The sequence below is a fragment of the Streptomyces sp. NPDC046900 genome (genome assembly GCF_040644975.1).
Taxonomy (GTDB): domain Bacteria; phylum Actinomycetota; class Actinomycetes; order Streptomycetales; family Streptomycetaceae; genus Streptomyces.
Genome location: NZ_JBEYXD010000137.1, coordinates 1 through 14,728 on the forward strand (window position 1 = coordinate 1; position 14,728 = coordinate 14,728).

Here is a 14,728-nt window from a genome sequence, read left to right on the forward strand (position 1 = left end):
GAGAGCGCGGCGACGACCTGGGTGGCACCGATCAGCCCGCGCAGCTCGTGCAGCGCGAGCGCGGCCTGGCCGAGGGTGAGGGCGTTGCTGCTGATCAGCGCGAGCGCGTCGTTGTTGTCGAGGGGTTGCGGCTCGGGGACCGGGACGATGGTCCTCTCAGCAGAGGCGCCCGTCGCGGACGCGTCCGTCCCGGACGGGTCGGGCCAGGAGGTGCCCGTCCGCCGCCAGGGCCGCTCCCCCACCAGCGCCAGGCCCGCCTGCGCCAGTGCCGCGATGTCTCCCGTTCCCACGGAACCGAACTCGTTGACGACCGGGTGAACTCCGGCCTCCAGCGCCTCGCACAAGGCTGTGATCACGCTGGGCCGCAGGCCGGCTCCTGCGGCCAGCAGCTGGTTGGCGCGTATGGCGAGCATCGCGCGGACCTGGCGGGCCGGGAGTTCCTCGCCGATGGCGCCCGCGTGGCTGCGTAGCAGGCGCAGGCCGTGGTCGGCGGCGGCCTCGGTGGGTACGTCTTCGTTCCGGTTGGCGCCGACACCGGTGGAGCGGCCGTAGACGCGCCCGGTCGCCGCGATCCGCCGGGCGGCGTCCCAGGACTCGGTCACGCGTTTCATCGCTTCGGTGCCGGGCACCGGCCGGGCGGCCCCGTCGGCGAGGCGTACGACGTCCTCGACGCCGAACCCGATCCCGTCGAGGACGACCGGCCCGGAGTACGCACGTCCGGATGCGTCCAGAATTTGAGACGACATCAGGGCTGAATCTCCCTCAATCTGGACATTCGATCTCGACTGCCGGCCATCCGCCACCTCGGATTAACGCCGAACTGTTGACAAGTAATTCATTCACCGAGAACTCTGCATGACATTATGCAGCCGGGCAAGGGACTTCTCATGATCCAGTTCGATGCGGTCCACAAGCGCTTCCCCAACGGCACGACAGCCGTCCACGATCTATCCCTGGAGATGCCGGAAGGCGGCGTCACCGTCCTCGTCGGCTCTTCCGGTTGCGGCAAGACGACCACCCTGCGAATGATCAACCGGATGGTCGAGCCCACCTCCGGCACCATCCGGGTCGGCGGCCAGGACGTCACCCAGCAAGACGCCGCCGACCTGCGCCGCTCCATCGGCTACGTCATCCAGCAGGCCGGCCTGTTCCCGCACCGCACGGTGCTCGACAACATCGCCACCGTTCCGCTGCTGCTCGGCTGGAACCGCCGCAAAGCGCGGGCCCGCGCTGCCGAACTCCTGGAGACCGTCGGTCTCGCCGCCGACGCCGGCAAGCGGTACCCCCACCAGTTGTCCGGCGGTCAGCAGCAGCGGGTCGGTGTCGCCCGCGCGCTGGCCGCCGATCCACCGGTGCTGCTGATGGACGAGCCGTTCGGCGCGGTCGACCCTGTCGTGCGCACCCAACTCCAGGACGAACTACTGCGACTGCAGAAGGAGCTGAGCAAGACCATCGTCTTCGTCACCCACGACATCGACGAGGCCGTCCGCCTCGGCGACCAGATCGCGGTCTTCCGTACCGGCGGCCACCTCGTCCAGTGCGCCGCTCCCGCTGAACTTCTCGCCCACCCGGCCGACGACTTCGTCGCCGACTTCCTGGGCGCCGAACGCGGCCTGAAGCTCCTCTCACTGAAGACGCTCGCGAACGTCCCCCAAGGCCCGGCGCCACACAGCGGGCCCTGGACGCTCGTCCTCGACCAGGCGGGCAGGCCGCAGCACTGGAGGTCGGAGGAGGCAGAACTCCCCGTACGACCGCTGAAGGACACCGACTCCCTCCTGTCGGCCCTCAACGAGTCGATCGCCTCCCCCACCGGACTGATCGCCCGCGTCGACTCGGACGGTGTACTCACCGGCGTCTCATCGCGGGACGACATCCACGAGCACGCGGGCCGGGCGCACGCGGAAGTGCAGGTGGCGGCATGACGATCGACTGGTCGTGGATCGGCGCCCACACCGGCGAATTGACCACCCTCACCATCTCCCACCTCCAGGCCGCCCTGACCGCCGTCCTTTTCGGCCTGCTGATCTCCCTCCCGCTCGCGGTGATCGCCCACCGAATCCGCCCCCTGCGCGGCTTCCTCCTCGGTGCCTCGAACGTCCTGTTCACAATCCCGTCGATCGCGATCTTCGTGCTGCTCCTCCCGGTGAGCGGCCTGACCCGCACCACGACGGTCATCGGACTGACGGTCTACACCCTGGTCGTTCTGCTGCGGAACACGGTCGAGGGCCTCGACTCCGTCCCCGTGAAGGTGAAGGAGGCCGCGAAAGCGATGGGCACACGCCCGCTGCGCACACTCCTCACGGTCGAATTCCCCCTGGCCCTCCCCGTGATCATGGCCGGCGTCCGCATCGCGACGGTCATGTCGATCTCCCTCGTCTCCGTCGCGACGTACATCGGCGACGGCGGCCTCGGCCAGCTCTTCACGGACGGCTTCCAGCGCAACTTCCCCACCCCCGTAATCGCAGGCGTGGTCCTCACCCTCCTCCTCGCCGTCGTCGCGGACGCGGTGCTGGTGGCCCTCCAGTACGTCCTCACCCCCTGGAAGAGGCGGCGAGCCTGAGATGTACGAACTCTTCAAGAACCTCGGCACCTGGCTGGTCAGCGGATCCCAGTGGTCCGGCCCGGACGGTATCGCCCACCGCCTCGCCGAACACCTCCAGTACTCCCTTGTGGCCACGCTCATCGCCGCCGCCATCGGCCTCCCGCTGGGCCTGCTGATCGGCCACACCGGCAAGGGCGCCTTCCTCGCGATCAACCTCGCGTCCTTCGGTCGCGCCCTGCCGACCGTCGGCCTGGTCGTCCTGGTCTTCCTGGCCGGCGGCCTGTCGATGCTGCCCGTGTACGTCGCCCTCGTCGCCCTCGCCGTCCCGGCAATCGTCACCAACACCTACGCGGGAATGACGGCCGTCGACCCCGACGTGAAGGACGCGGCGCGCGGCCAAGGCATGCGCGGCCACCAGGTCCTCTTCCAGGTCGAACTGCCGCTCGCGCTGCCCCTGATCATGACGGGCCTGCGCCTGGCCCTGATCCAGGTCGTCGCGACCGCGACCATCGCCGCGTACGTCTCCTTCGGCGGCCTGGGCCGATACGTCTTCGACGGCCTCGCCCAGCGCGACCTCGTCCAAGTGCTCGGCGGCGCGGTGCTGGTCGCCGTGGTCGCCGTAATCCTGGACGTGACCCTCGCCGGCCTTCAGCGCTTCCTCTTCCGCCACCGCACCGCTTAGGGAACTCCTGACATGAACCGACGTACTGTCCTCGGTGGCCTGTTCGCGGTCGCCTCCGTCCCCGCCCTCTCCGCCTGCGCGAGCGGCATCACCTCCCTCGACAGCCAGGGATCCGGCACCGGCGGTGGGGGCTCCAGCAAGGGCGGAATCACCGTCGGCACGGCCAACTTCACCGAGAACCAGGTCCTCGGCTACCTCTACGCGGCGGCCCTTCAGGCGGCCGGTGTGAAGGTGACCGTGCGCCCCAACCTCGGCACCCGCGAGATCGTGATCCCCGCTCTCAGAAGCGGCGACATCGACCTGTTGCCCGAGTACCAGGGCGCCCTTCTCAACTACCTCGACCCGAAGGCCACGGCGAGCGAGCAGGGCGCGATGCAGAACGCCCTCACCCTCGCCCTACCCGCCGGCCTCCAGATCCTGCCCTACGGCATGGCGGAGGACTCGGACGCCTTCGTCGTCACCCGCGAGACCGCGAACAAGTACGGCCTGGCCTCCCTGGCCGACCTGAAGAAGCAGAACGGCAAGCTGGTCATCGGCGCCGCCCCCGAAGTAAAGAAGCGCCAGGTCGGCGCAGTCGGCCTCAAGGACGTGTACGGCGTCGAGTTCAAGGAGTTCAAGTCGCTGGACTCCGACGGTCCTCTGGTCAAAGGCGCCCTGAAAAAGGGCGACGTGGACGTGGCGAATCTCTTCACCACCGACACCGACATCAAGTCAAACGACTGGGTGGTGCTGGCCGACCCCCTGCATCTGATCCCCAGCCAGCACATCGTCCCGCTCATTGCCGACCGCAAGGCGGACGACACCGTCCGCAAGGCGCTCGCCCGGCTCGGCAACGTCCTGACCACCGCCGACCTCACCGAGCTCAACAGCCTGGTCGACAACGACAAGAAGGACCCGCAGGACGTCGCGAACGCGTACGCGAAGCGGCACGGGCTGGTGAAGTAGGCCAACCCAGGACCGGCCATGAGGGCGATTCCCCAGGGCCGCAGAGGTCGAACAGCGCTCCGGGTACGCCGTAGGCAGCCACCATTGCGGTCGGCGATCAGGCGCCCGACAAGCATCATAGGAGGACGCTCACGAACAAGTCGTCACGCCAGAGCCAACGCCAACCCACCAGCATGCACGGTCCCACGATCCTCACCTGGTTCTGGCGAAAGACGGCAGGCATGCGGGATATCAGCCGAAGGAGTCTGCTGGGGGCGGGACTCGGGGCCGCGGCGATCCAGCGCCCCAGGCCATCGCCCTCAAGAGGCCCCCTCCGTCCCAGGGCAGACCACGGGCCGCGGTCGGCTGCTAGGCGGTTTGTGTCGTGGTGGTGGTGGTGCGACGGAGCTGGGGCAGGCAGATGATCAGTCCGCTGAGCAGGCCCAGGGCGCCGAAGAGCCAGTAGGCGTTGTGCCGATGGCCGCAGGGCGGCGCGAGGGCGGGAACTCGGGAAGGATCAGGGCCAGCAAGGTCGGGATCGTCAGCGCGGCGAAGGCCCCTTGCAGCCCGCGGGCGATGATGAGCACCGTACTGCTGGGGGCGAGCCCGCACAGCGCGCTCATCAGACCGAAGCCGGTCATGCCGATGAGGAAGACCCGTTCGCGGCCGTACCGGTCGGCCAGGCGCCCGGCGGGTATCAGCGCCGCGGCGAAAACCAGGCTGTAAATGTTCAGCACCCAGCTCAGGTGCCCGGTGGTGGTGTGGAAGCTGCGGCCGATCGTCTCGAAGGCCACGTTGACGATGGTGGTGTCGAGGAACACCACGAACACGCCGAGGCTGCTCAGGGCGAGCACGCGCCCTGCGTGCCGGCGCGCCCCAGGGTCCTGGAGCTCATCCGGGCGGTACCGCCCTGGGCCGCGCCCGTTGCCGTCCGCGGGGACGGATCGCTGGTGGTCCGCTCGGGGATGGGCATGTGCCGTTCCTTGTCTCGTGGGCGGCGGCCGCGGGTCCGTGCCCTGGGGGTCATCATCTTGGCCTGGCCGACCACCGGCGGGCGCTGGTGCACCTTGACGTGCCCGCCGCCTTGGAGGCGGACACGGGTTCCATGGTCGTGCGGGTGGAGTCCCAGCGACACCGGTCGCCACCCTTGGCACATCCATCACTTGGCGTATCCCACTATGCAATGTCAAGTGGTTTGGTTGAAAAGCCCGTTGAGGTTGCTCGGGATACCGAAACAGTGGTTGCATCACGTCTCAACGCGATGACGGAAAGTCACAGTACGGCGCTGTGCCTGCACTCCACGACGCATCGAGATCGTCGACCGGGCGCGGCAAGGACAAGAACCGACAACGACAGCCGCCCTCTCCGAATGGGTGGTGTGCGCCGTTCAGGAGGGAGCAACGTGGGTTGCCGGCACGCTGCAACATGCCCCCTTTTCCCCCTACTCAGGGCAAGCTTGCAAGGCTGGCGCATGTACTACTGCGACAGCGAGGATCAGTGGCACGATTGCGCGCGCTACCAGTTGTCGCTCACCGGCGAACGCGTGCCGATCAGTCTGCTGCCCAACGGAGCCAGCGCGCGGCACCTCGAACCCCCGGCCGATGAGAACCGGTCCGGCGCGGCCGACCCAAGGCAGGCACCCCGACAGACCCCGCCACCAGGACTCAATCCCTACTCCCCCCAGACCGGGACTTGGTCCCGGCCGGGACCAGACCGGCCACCGCAGCGGTCAGGACCTGGAACCGCGTCGCCGGGAATGACCGCCCCGTTCGCAGCACCCTCGCCAGAACCGGTGGGACATCACCGACCGTCACCACCCGCACAGTTTCCCCAGCTTCCGGACCGCTTCGCTCGACACGCGCGCCCAGCGCCCGACTCGAAGCGCGGCTGGTGGGCTCGATTCGCCGATTGGATGAAAGGCCCTGCATGAGTTCCTACTGGCCCTGGTGGGCGGGCGCTGTCGGGCTCGCTCTGGTCACCATCAACTACACCCTCACCACCGATCGGTCTTTCGGGGTCTCCTCGGCGTGGGACCGCGTGTTGCACTGGCGCAGGGAACGTGAGCTCGAACGGACGGAGGAGGGGTTCGAAGACGATCGTGCCCTCGCCGACGCGCTCACCGCGGCCACCGCGGAGCACTTCGGAGCCGGTCCCGGTGCGGCAGCCATGTCGCAGGCTCCGTACGGGGGGACGCAAGCGCTGGACCCGGCCGTCGAACCGGCTGCAGATGACGGCCCCTCGGCCACGAGTCTGCGGCCGGTCCCGCTGGTCACCCAGGCTGCCTTGCTGGTGTCGATCTTCCTCGGCGGACTGATCGCCTCGGTCACCTCCGGGCGGTTCCACCTCCGCTTCGACATGGGCCCGGGTTTTCGGAACCTGGTCACCGCCAATCCGATCACCATGGTCGCCCTGTTGTTCGTGGGAGGCGTGCTCGTCGGCTTTGGCACTCGATTGGCCGGCGGGTGCAGCTCCGGCCACGGACTCAGCGGCTGCGGCCGTCTACGCCCGGTCAGCATCGTCGCGACCGCGGTGTTCTTCGGCACCGCCGTCGGGGTGTCGTTCCTCTTGTGGAAGGTGATCTGATGCGCACCCGCGGCGCGATTCTGATGGCCAACATCATCACCGGTCTGACCCTCGGCTATACCGTCACGAACATCGGTTTCGGCGACTACACCGAACTGAACCGCATGTTCACCTTTCAGGACCTGCGCATGTTGCTCTCCTTCGCCGGCGCCGTCGTGATCATCGCATGCGTGTTCGCTGTGCTACGGGTCCGCCGCACCCCGGGGCGGATCCACGCCGGAGTGATCCCAGGCGCAGTGTTGTTCGGTACGGGCTGGGCCATCTCAGGTGGGTGCCCGGCAATCCCGATCACTCAGGTTGCCAGCGGATACCTGCCTGCCCTGGTCACAATCGTCGGCGTCGCCGTCGGTATCCGGCTGTGCCGTTGGGCCAACGCCCGATACTTCCACCTCGACCGGGGCTCCTGCGGGCTCTGATCAAGGGCGCTCACCGACACGACCACAAGCACTCACCGCTCTCGGTGGGGCCGCGTCGCGAACGGTACATGGTCACGCCGCTGCCGCAGAGCCTGCTTCCACCGGGGGTTCCCGAACTGAGCATGGACGCGGTCTGCGACCGCCTCGACCGGATGCCCGAGGTCAAGGTGATCCACAGGCTCCAGCCGTCGGAAAAGCTCCAGTCGACCGGACTGCAGCCCTTCTGCCCGGAGATCGCGGTCGTCGAGGCGGCCGAGGCCCAGGTGCCGGCGATGCGGTCGCTGCATGTGCACATCGAACCGGACCTGCCGCTGTCCGTGGCCGGGCCGGTCGCCGCGCCGGCCGCCGCAGCCGTGCCGCTGCGTGATCCGGGGCTGGTGATGCCCCTGGAACACCCCGTGGACATCACGTTGCGCGTCAGCGGCCTGGACGGCGAACCGCTGGCGGGCGCGGGAGTGTTCCTGATCGGCGCGACGTGGCCGGCCCAGGGCATCACCGGGGCCGACGGGACGGCGGGTGCGTTCCGGGACCGATCTCGCGCACGGCACGGACGAGGGCTGGGCGAAGGACGAGGTGGGCACCGGTACGCATGCGGCGGGCGTCATCGCCGGGGCGGACACCGGCAAGGGCGTCACCGGCATCGCGGTCGATGCCGAGATCGACGTCTGCAAGGCGTGCCGCTGTACGGCCGACCCGTCCGAGCGGCGAAGTCGCCCCCGCAGGATGCAGGCGTCACGCTGGAAAACATGACCACACACCCGCCACCGGGGCCCGCTCAGCCGCATGAGCTGCCGCCGCTGTCACCGATGCTGGCGGTGATCGGACCGCTGCCCCCACCACAGACGCAGGGCGAGTACGCGTACGAAACGTTGTGGAACGGGGAACGCACCATCGTCCACCTGCCCGCCGACGGGACGGTGCAGTTTGTGTCCGTCGCCGGGCTGAACGTGACGGCCCAGTACCCGGAACTGCAGGCCCTCGCGGGGCTGCTGCCGGCGCCGGAGGCGGTGCTGGACGGGGAGATCGTCGTGCTCGACGACGAAGGACGCCCGTCGGTGGAACGGCTGCAGCAGCGCATCAGCCTGCACCACCCGGCCGCTGTCGATCACGCCCGCTCCGACCTTCCCGTCCAGCTGATGATCTACGACATCCTCTTCCTGGGCGAACCCACCATCCAGCTGCCATACACCGCTCGCCGCGACCTGCTGGACGACCTCAGCCTCGCCGGCCCCGGCATCATGATGCCCGCCGCCTGGCCCGCCATGGCCACTGCCGCCCTGGAACACAGCCGATGCGAAGGTTTCGACGGCATCGTCGCCAAACGCCTCACCAGCCCCTACCTTCCCGGGCGGCGCACCCGCGACTGGATCAAGATCAAGCACCTGGCCCCGCCAGGGGACCCCGGTCAGGGGACGTCGTAAGACGTGAACCATGTCGATCACGCCGTGAGCGGTGGGAGACGGCCAGGTGTTCACGGGCCGGGAAACGGATCGCTCTCGCCTCGAAGCACTCGCCACCCGCCGCCCCTCACCCCCTGACCGACCGCGCCCAACCCCGCAGCGCGAGCGGGATACCCGCCCGGCGCACGCCGCCGACGTCATCAGCACCCCCGCAGGTCAGCCACGGCATCGCCCGGGCATGCGCAACAGAGCACAGACGAGAACCAGTTCAAGGGAGGCCGGCGCCCGGCGTGGCGAAGGTGGGCGGGCACCGCACCGTGCGCGAGGGCCGCGGCGTACAAGGTCCGGCCACTACCAGGCGCAGACGCCGACGACCCGCTCGGGGTACGCGATGGATGGACAGTGCTCAAGCGTCACCTCGTGGTCGACGCGTCGGCACGCGAACCTCAACGTGCTGGGTCGCTGCGGCTTCCGTGCTTCCAACCCGGCCAACGGCGGCCTGAGGCCGCGACCCGGCCACCGCCGATACCAGCGAGGAAGAGGAGAGGTGAGCTTTCTACACCGACCGTCTCTTCGCCAGCATCCTCCGCTGCACCCGCCTGCCCTGCGCGACCGCCAGGGGGACGGCATGCAGCCCGAACGAGGGGAGCGCGTCTGCCAGGCGCGCCTGCAGTCCCCGCCAGCCCGGTACCACGGTGACCGGGCGTGGGCGGTCCAGCACCTTGCGCACCGCTTCGACGGCCTCCTCGGGCATGAGCAGTTTGCCGGAGAAGGACAGTGCCGCGGCGGGGTCGTCGAGTTTGTCGTGGAGCATCGGGGTCCAGATGCCGTCGGGGCAGACACAGGAGATGTCGATCTCTTTGATCCCGGCCAGGCGCAGGTCGGCGAGTGTGCTCAGGCTGAAGCCGATCGCGGCGTGCTTGGACGCGGCGTACACCGCCTCGCCCGGGACCGCGGTCAGTCCCGCCAGGGATACGACGTTGACGATGTGCCCGCCCGTACCCCGCATGGCCTCTATCGCGGCGACGGTGCCGTTGACGGTGCCGAGCGCGTTGACCTCCAGCATCAGGCGTCGTACGTCGGGCGGCTGCTCCCAAGCAGGCCCGGTCACGAGCACGCCGGCGTTGTTGACCCACACGTCGAGGCGGCCGGCTTCTGCCACGATGCGGTCCCGCGCCGCGGCGACCTGGACCTCGTCGCGCACGTCGACGGCGGCCCACAACACGTCAGGCCCCAGCTCGGCCGCCGCGGCGCATGCCGCCTCCTCGTCGACGTCGGTGACCAGCACTTGGTGGCGGCGCTGGACCAGAGCCGCAGCGATCAGCCTGCCGAGGCCACGGCCCGCCCCGGTGACCACCGCGCCGGCGCCGGAGCGGTTCATCGCCGACCGCCCTTGATCTCGCCGTAGGTGATCCCGCCGTGGACGTAGGTGGGCACCACCGGCCAGAACCGCTTCCACGGGGCCAGCTCGGTGGACGGCAGGATCTGCAGCCAGCGCGGATCCGCCTTGCACCGGTCGGCGAGCGTCTTCTCCTTGACCATCGAGTCGAACTGGTCCAGCGAGTCCTCCAGCGTGTTGGCGTTGGGGCATATCTCGCGGCCGAAGACCTCGTGGTAGCGGCGTACGCCGGGAATCTTGGACAGCTCCGGCTGCCAGTTGTCCAGCGAAATACCGTTCTCCGAGGACACCCACACCCCGTCGGGGGTGTTGAGCACCAGCGAGTGGTTGCCATCGGTGTGCCCGGGCGTCCACAGCAGCGCGACGCCGGGACCGAGCTCGACGTCCCCGTCGAAGGTGACGAACTTCTCCCGGTCGACGCCGTCGAGCCCGCCGTCGACGTACCACGCCCACTGCATCGGGTGCAGGGACTCGAGGGTCGCCAGCTCGCGGTTGTGCACCAGCATCCTCGCCCCGCCGAACAGCGGTTCGCGTTCAGCCGCCTCGCCCTCGATGACCTCGGTGGAGCCCAGGATCATCCGCGGGTCCTGTACGTGCAGGTGGTCGAAGGTGCAGAAGTCGATGTCGTCGGGGGTCAGCCCCAGTCGGCGCAGCACGTCGCCTGGCTCGGCGTAATACCTCAGCACCATCCGCTCGAGCAGCTTGCCACCGGGAACCTTGGCCGTCACCTTCTGCAGGTTGCGGTAGAACGGCGCCTGTGCGGAGCCCTCCGGCACCGTCGGCTCGAAGACCAGCGTGCGTGCCCGGCCGTCGAAGTCGTCGTACTGCACGACGATCATGCGGTTGATCATCGAGATCAGCGGGAGCGTGGGCACCGAGACGGCGTCGTGGAAGGCGTACTTCACCGGGTATGGCGCCGCGGCGATGTCAACCGACTTCACCGCGCGCACCTGGCCCTGGGCCTTGAAGCGCTCCTTGTACGCCGCGGCGGCCTCGCGGACCGCCCGCAGCCGTTCGCCGCGCGGCCACACGTCATGGACGCCGTCGAACTCGGGGATCACTCGCGCACCGATTTCGGTCAGATGGTCGGTTCCGGCTGCCGCCATGGGCCCACTCCTCGCTCTCGTCGCCCGGGGCAGCACAATGCCCGCTGAAGCACGGTGGGATTTGTTCCAGCGCGACAATCTCATGAGCTACCACGCACCCGACGGCGCACCTCGCTCGGACTGGCGCCCCACCACCGTCGTACGGCGTGGCTGAGGCCGGACTGGTCGGCGAAGCCCGCCATCGCGGCCACCTGTCCAAGAGGCAGTTCGGTGGTGGTGATGTAGCGCAGCGCGAGACCCTGCCGTACGTCCTCGAGGATCTCCTCGAAGCTGGTCGACTCCGCGGCGAGCCGCCGTTGCAGCGTCCGGGGATGCATCGCAAGAAGCCGCGCGACGTGACCGATCGCCGCAGGGGTGGTGCCGACGCTCCCGGCCAGGGCCCGCCGAACGTGCGTGGAGACCAAGCGCTCCGGATCGGTGTGGTGACTGGCCAGGTAGTCGACGGCGAGCCGGCGGATCACCGCGTCAGCGCTGCGGAACTCCTCGTCGAGCAGTCGCCGTTCCACGCGCAGCGCGGCGGTCGGGCACCCGAACTTCACATCCACGCCGAAGAACTCGGTGTACCGCGACACCGGCGACAGAGGCTGGTGCGGCAGCTCCACCGCCCGAAGGCCGGCCAGGCTGCCGACCAGAGCCACCGCCACCTGGTGAAAGAGGCCGAGCCCCAGCTCCATGGCCTGCGGGGAGTACGGCGACTCGCGCAGATCCTTCCGATAGGTCAGCGCCACCACCTCACGACACCCCCGCGGATCCGGTTCCACACCGACGCTCAGCGCCGAGCTGTGCACGAACATGAACCGCGAGGCACACTCCAGTGCCTCCGCCACCGTCGACGACGCCTGGATGGCCAGCGCCAGCCGGCCGAGGATGCTGAGATCCTGGCGGCAAGCCAGGCGAAGGCCGAAATCAGGGCATCGAAGCTCACGGGCGACCGCGTCGAGCATCAGGTCGTGGCTTGTGATCGAGATGAGCCCCTCCTCGGAGGAGAGCGCCTGCCAAGGGATCGCGAACCGCCCCATGAACTCCCCGGGGTCGCCGTCGAGTTCCTCGACGAGGCGCGCGAACCCGCGCAGGCTGGCGCCCCGAATCATCGCACCCACCCGAGCGAGGCTAACCCCAGCAGGTCTGCGGTCAAGGGGAAAGTCCGGCCTCCATGGGATCGCCTGAATCTGGACACAGAGCCCTGCTGGAAGTGTCCCGTTTCGTTTGATCTTCGCCGGTAGCGTGGCCGCCTCAACCGGGCAGAGACAACCTGCCGGTGACGCTCCTGCCGTACTCGTCTCACTTCCCGGCATGACTGTGACGCGGGATGCCGTACCCGCGGTTCATCGGGTCGGGTCGGCGAGCTGGTTGTAGAGATCCATGGGGGTCACGTAGCCCTCCCACCGTCCATCGTCAAAGAGCTGGATGCCGGCGTCCTTGTACGCCTGGTCGCACAGCTGGGAGCAGATCATGTGCCCGGTCGACTCCACATAGGTGCGCAGTCCGGGCACCGGGAGGTGGAAGCGGTGCGCGGCGAGCGCGGCGTAGTCGAGGAAGCTGTACGGGACGTCGCGGTACTTGAGGGCGCACGAGACGATCGCCTCGCGCTGGGCCGGCGTCAGCTCGGCCGGCGACACGTACAGCACCTCGCGGTCGTCGTACTCGGACAGCGGGACGACCCGGGCGCCCCCGGGCTCGGCCTCGATGAGCTGGTCGTCGGGCACCACGATGAAGGCGTGCTCGTACGGGCCGAAGCCGTCGCCGTTGAGCCACTGCCCGATCTGGATGAGCCGGCCGACGGGGCCGGTGATGCCGGTCAGTCCGATGTCGCCGGGCTGGTGTTGGATACGGATCACTGGGGCCTCCTGGGCAGCCGTGAGGGTGAGCGGGTGTGTGGCCGGCGGCGGCGTCGAGCTGGGTCCAGTCGGTGGGCCCGTACGCGCGACGGCAGGTGTCGCGGCGGATGAGCGTCTTGTGCGGGTCGTAGGTGAGCTTCCCGCCGTACTTCGGCGCGGCGGGGTTGTCCTCGTTATGCCCACGGGCCGGCATCAGGCATCCCCGGCTTGAGGTCTTCGCGCCGGCGGCCGGTCACCAAAGACCAGGCCGCGCATCGCGCACAACAGCTTGCGCAGCGCACGGTCGAGGTCGTCGACGTCGGGATAGGCCCCGGTGTGCCTGTCTGCGACCCGAGGGGCCAACTGGCGACAAGGGAGCCAGGCGTCAGCGTGCCGTGCTCCCGTGTGTGTCACATGCCGTTGATCATTCCGGAGGTCGAGCAGGCGGCCGGGGAGCTGCCGACGGATCCAGGCGACCGACCGCGTTCCTGGTGCAGAGTGCACCGAAATCCGGAGTGATCGGCGCCCTTGATCGGTACGGAGACGGCGGGGTGCGAGCGCTGCCCGCCACCGACCAAGCGCTCCCCTACAGGCCTCCAGGCCTCGGCCGGTTCCTCACCTCACAGATGGTGCGCCGGCTCCACGCCCACACCGTCATCACCCCGTGCGACCTCCCCGATCTCTGACCCCACCGCCGCAAGCCCCCGTCCCTTGCCTGCACGACGTCCCCACCCTGGTGCCGGGCCGTCCTCACCCCTCCCCCACGCGGCCCGGCACCAGGGCCGACCACCAGCCGGCCGCCTACCGCCGCCCTCTCTCCAATCTCCTGCACCTGTCCGGACCCATGGCTCACACCGCGCACAGGGCCGGACGAAGCAAGGGTGGCTCCATGGTCACCCCTCACAAAGAGGCGGCAGTCCTGTATCGAGGCCGGCAGGACAGGACGGCTGCCGCGTACCGCCGCGCCCGGCCGAGTGATTCCTGTATGCCGCTCGGGCTGCAGACCAACGTGCCGCCCAAGGACGGTGATGTCTCTTCACTACCGTCGAGGAACACCGGCGGTTGCAGGTACCGGTAGCGGTCCTGTCCGGGAAGTGTTGAGGAGTTGAGCGTCCATGGCCGTATGTGAGGTCTGCGGCAACGACTACGAGATGTCATTCGACGTGCACGCCAAGGGAGGGGTCCACACCTTCGACAGCCTCGAATGCGCCGCCCAGAAGATGGCGCCGACCTGCGCCAACTGCCAATGCCGCATCCTCGGTCACGGCCTCCAGGCCGACGGGCAGTTCTTCTGCTGCGCCCACTGCGCCCGCCAGCAGGGCAAGGCAGAGCTCGTCGACCACGCCTGACCCGCACCACCGGGACGTTCCAGACCGGCCATGTGGACCGAGCACACGGCGGCCCCCGGCACCGGCGGTGCTTTCTAAGAGTCGTTTCTTATGGTGGTCTTGGGTCCGCGCCGTGCAGGGATACTGCTTTGGTGCTGTTGACGTGGATCGCTGAGGTGGCGGACGAGCCCTTGGCGCTGGAGCCAGGTGACCGGCGGGTGGAGTGGGAGACCAACACCTGGTCGCTGGGTGCGGCGGACGAGGACAGGAGGTCGTTGTCCGCCGCTGAGGTGGTCGCTGCCTTTGAGCGGACCACTGCTGCCATCCGGGAACACATTCGCGAACTGGGCTTTTCCGGGGTGGCGACGTTCTATGTGTGGCACGACGCGCAAGCCGGGCAGCTCCGGTGCTCGACCGGTTCTGTGCCCCCGGATGCTCTCGGCGACGGGTGAAAACGGACCGCTGATCGGCGGATGAACGGTGACCCACTTCGCGATCTTCTGATCATCCTGATCTTCTTCGAGGGTCAGG

General features: G+C 68.8%; 16 protein-coding genes. 9 read left to right on the plus strand and 7 right to left on the minus strand.

What is annotated here, in order from left to right:
* On the minus strand, positions 1 to 746 hold a 746-nt coding region (locus ABZ904_RS47655), incomplete at its 3' end, for an aromatic amino acid lyase (RefSeq protein ID WP_361830370.1).
* Between the two features lie 141 nt (positions 747 to 887).
* Here ABZ904_RS47655 and ABZ904_RS47660 point away from each other — a divergent pair.
* Genes ABZ904_RS47660 through ABZ904_RS47675 form a run of 4 tightly spaced genes read left to right on the plus strand, consistent with a single transcriptional unit; the run spans position 888 to position 4,169 of the window.
* Positions 888 to 1,922, plus strand: a complete 1,035-nt coding sequence (locus tag ABZ904_RS47660) for an ABC transporter ATP-binding protein (RefSeq protein WP_359411085.1) — start codon at positions 888 to 890, stop codon at positions 1,920 to 1,922.
* Entirely contained in the window at positions 1,919 to 2,560 is a 642-nt protein-coding gene (locus tag ABZ904_RS47665) for an ABC transporter permease (protein WP_359411083.1), read from the plus strand. Before ABZ904_RS47660 ends, ABZ904_RS47665 begins: the two co-directional genes overlap by 4 nt.
* A gap of 1 nt (position 2,561) precedes the next feature.
* Positions 2,562 to 3,224, plus strand: a complete 663-nt coding sequence (locus ABZ904_RS47670) for an ABC transporter permease (RefSeq protein ID WP_359411081.1) — start codon at positions 2,562 to 2,564, stop codon at positions 3,222 to 3,224.
* Positions 3,225 to 3,236: 12 nt separating this feature from the next.
* On the plus strand, positions 3,237 to 4,169 hold the full coding sequence (locus ABZ904_RS47675) for an ABC transporter substrate-binding protein (protein WP_359411079.1): 933 nt from the start codon (positions 3,237 to 3,239) through the stop codon (positions 4,167 to 4,169).
* A 404-nt stretch (positions 4,170 to 4,573) separates the two neighbouring features.
* On the opposite strand, the gene ABZ904_RS47680 is transcribed toward ABZ904_RS47675, so the two are convergent.
* Together ABZ904_RS47680 and ABZ904_RS47685 are read right to left on the minus strand one after the other, a co-directional pair.
* Positions 4,574 to 5,002 (minus strand): MFS transporter, encoded by a 429-nt coding sequence (locus tag ABZ904_RS47680; RefSeq protein WP_361830373.1) that lies wholly within the window; start codon positions 5,000 to 5,002, stop codon positions 4,574 to 4,576.
* Positions 4,990 to 5,283: a hypothetical protein gene (locus tag ABZ904_RS47685; protein WP_361005600.1), complete on the minus strand. Its 294-nt coding sequence runs from the start codon at positions 5,281 to 5,283 to the stop codon at positions 4,990 to 4,992. Before ABZ904_RS47685 ends, ABZ904_RS47680 begins: the two co-directional genes overlap by 13 nt.
* Before the next feature lie 791 nt (positions 5,284 to 6,074).
* Here ABZ904_RS47685 and ABZ904_RS47690 point away from each other — a divergent pair.
* The 3 genes from ABZ904_RS47690 to ABZ904_RS47700 all read left to right on the plus strand — a co-directional run bounded on the left by ABZ904_RS47690 (position 6,075) and on the right by ABZ904_RS47700 (position 8,568).
* Positions 6,075 to 6,731 carry a YeeE/YedE thiosulfate transporter family protein gene (locus tag ABZ904_RS47690; protein WP_361830375.1) on the plus strand — a complete coding sequence of 219 codons (657 nt, stop codon included), beginning with the start codon at positions 6,075 to 6,077 and terminating at the stop codon, positions 6,729 to 6,731.
* The gene (locus ABZ904_RS47695) at positions 6,731 to 7,147 is read left to right on the plus strand and encodes a YeeE/YedE thiosulfate transporter family protein (protein WP_359411071.1); all 417 of its coding nucleotides are present in this window, start codon (positions 6,731 to 6,733) and stop codon (positions 7,145 to 7,147) included. Before ABZ904_RS47690 ends, ABZ904_RS47695 begins: the two co-directional genes overlap by 1 nt.
* Before the next feature lie 68 nt (positions 7,148 to 7,215).
* Positions 7,216 to 8,568 carry a hypothetical protein gene (locus ABZ904_RS47700; protein WP_361830377.1) on the plus strand — a complete coding sequence of 451 codons (1,353 nt, stop codon included), beginning with the start codon at positions 7,216 to 7,218 and terminating at the stop codon, positions 8,566 to 8,568.
* Positions 8,569 to 9,103: 535 nt separating this feature from the next.
* Here ABZ904_RS47700 and ABZ904_RS47705 read toward each other — a convergent pair.
* The 4 genes from ABZ904_RS47705 to ABZ904_RS47720 all read right to left on the minus strand — a co-directional run bounded on the left by ABZ904_RS47705 (position 9,104) and on the right by ABZ904_RS47720 (position 12,890).
* Positions 9,104 to 9,928, minus strand: coding sequence for an SDR family oxidoreductase (locus ABZ904_RS47705; RefSeq protein ID WP_361830379.1), 825 nt, complete (start codon positions 9,926 to 9,928; stop codon positions 9,104 to 9,106).
* The gene (locus ABZ904_RS47710) at positions 9,925 to 11,052 is read right to left on the minus strand and encodes a hypothetical protein (RefSeq protein WP_361830381.1); all 1,128 of its coding nucleotides are present in this window, start codon (positions 11,050 to 11,052) and stop codon (positions 9,925 to 9,927) included. The genes ABZ904_RS47705 and ABZ904_RS47710 overlap by 4 nt, the downstream gene beginning before the upstream one ends.
* Positions 11,053 to 11,132: 80 nt before the next feature.
* On the minus strand, positions 11,133 to 12,143 hold the full coding sequence (locus tag ABZ904_RS47715) for an AraC family transcriptional regulator (RefSeq protein ID WP_359409003.1): 1,011 nt from the start codon (positions 12,141 to 12,143) through the stop codon (positions 11,133 to 11,135).
* Positions 12,144 to 12,377: 234 nt separating this feature from the next.
* Complete coding sequence (locus ABZ904_RS47720; protein WP_361830383.1) at positions 12,378 to 12,890, minus strand: hypothetical protein; 513 nt, start codon at positions 12,888 to 12,890, stop codon at positions 12,378 to 12,380.
* Positions 12,891 to 13,984: 1,094 nt separating this feature from the next.
* Here ABZ904_RS47720 and ABZ904_RS47725 point away from each other — a divergent pair.
* Both ABZ904_RS47725 and ABZ904_RS47730 read left to right on the plus strand, forming a co-directional pair.
* Complete coding sequence (locus tag ABZ904_RS47725) at positions 13,985 to 14,218, plus strand: hypothetical protein (RefSeq protein WP_359408991.1); 234 nt, start codon at positions 13,985 to 13,987, stop codon at positions 14,216 to 14,218.
* Positions 14,219 to 14,346: 128 nt separating this feature from the next.
* Positions 14,347 to 14,649 carry a hypothetical protein gene (locus ABZ904_RS47730; protein ID WP_361830385.1) on the plus strand — a complete coding sequence of 101 codons (303 nt, stop codon included), beginning with the start codon at positions 14,347 to 14,349 and terminating at the stop codon, positions 14,647 to 14,649.
* The last annotated feature ends 79 nt before the right edge of the window (positions 14,650 to 14,728 follow it).

Coding starts and splice junctions, on each gene's coding strand:
- ABZ904_RS47660 (WP_359411085.1), top strand. CDS start 888: ATGATCCAGTTCGATGCGGTCCACAAGCGCTTCCCCAACGGCACGACA.
- ABZ904_RS47665 (WP_359411083.1), top strand. CDS start 1,919: ATGACGATCGACTGGTCGTGGATCGGCGCCCACACCGGCGAATTGACC.
- ABZ904_RS47670 (WP_359411081.1), top strand. CDS start 2,562: ATGTACGAACTCTTCAAGAACCTCGGCACCTGGCTGGTCAGCGGATCC.
- ABZ904_RS47675 (WP_359411079.1), top strand. CDS start 3,237: ATGAACCGACGTACTGTCCTCGGTGGCCTGTTCGCGGTCGCCTCCGTC.
- ABZ904_RS47690 (WP_361830375.1), top strand. CDS start 6,075: ATGAGTTCCTACTGGCCCTGGTGGGCGGGCGCTGTCGGGCTCGCTCTG.
- ABZ904_RS47695 (WP_359411071.1), top strand. CDS start 6,731: ATGCGCACCCGCGGCGCGATTCTGATGGCCAACATCATCACCGGTCTG.
- ABZ904_RS47700 (WP_361830377.1), top strand. CDS start 7,216: ATGGTCACGCCGCTGCCGCAGAGCCTGCTTCCACCGGGGGTTCCCGAA.
- ABZ904_RS47705 (WP_361830379.1), bottom strand. CDS start 9,928: ATGAACCGCTCCGGCGCCGGCGCGGTGGTCACCGGGGCGGGCCGTGGC.
- ABZ904_RS47710 (WP_361830381.1), bottom strand. CDS start 11,052: ATGGCGGCAGCCGGAACCGACCATCTGACCGAAATCGGTGCGCGAGTG.
- ABZ904_RS47715 (WP_359409003.1), bottom strand. CDS start 12,143: ATGATTCGGGGCGCCAGCCTGCGCGGGTTCGCGCGCCTCGTCGAGGAA.
- ABZ904_RS47725 (WP_359408991.1), top strand. CDS start 13,985: ATGGCCGTATGTGAGGTCTGCGGCAACGACTACGAGATGTCATTCGAC.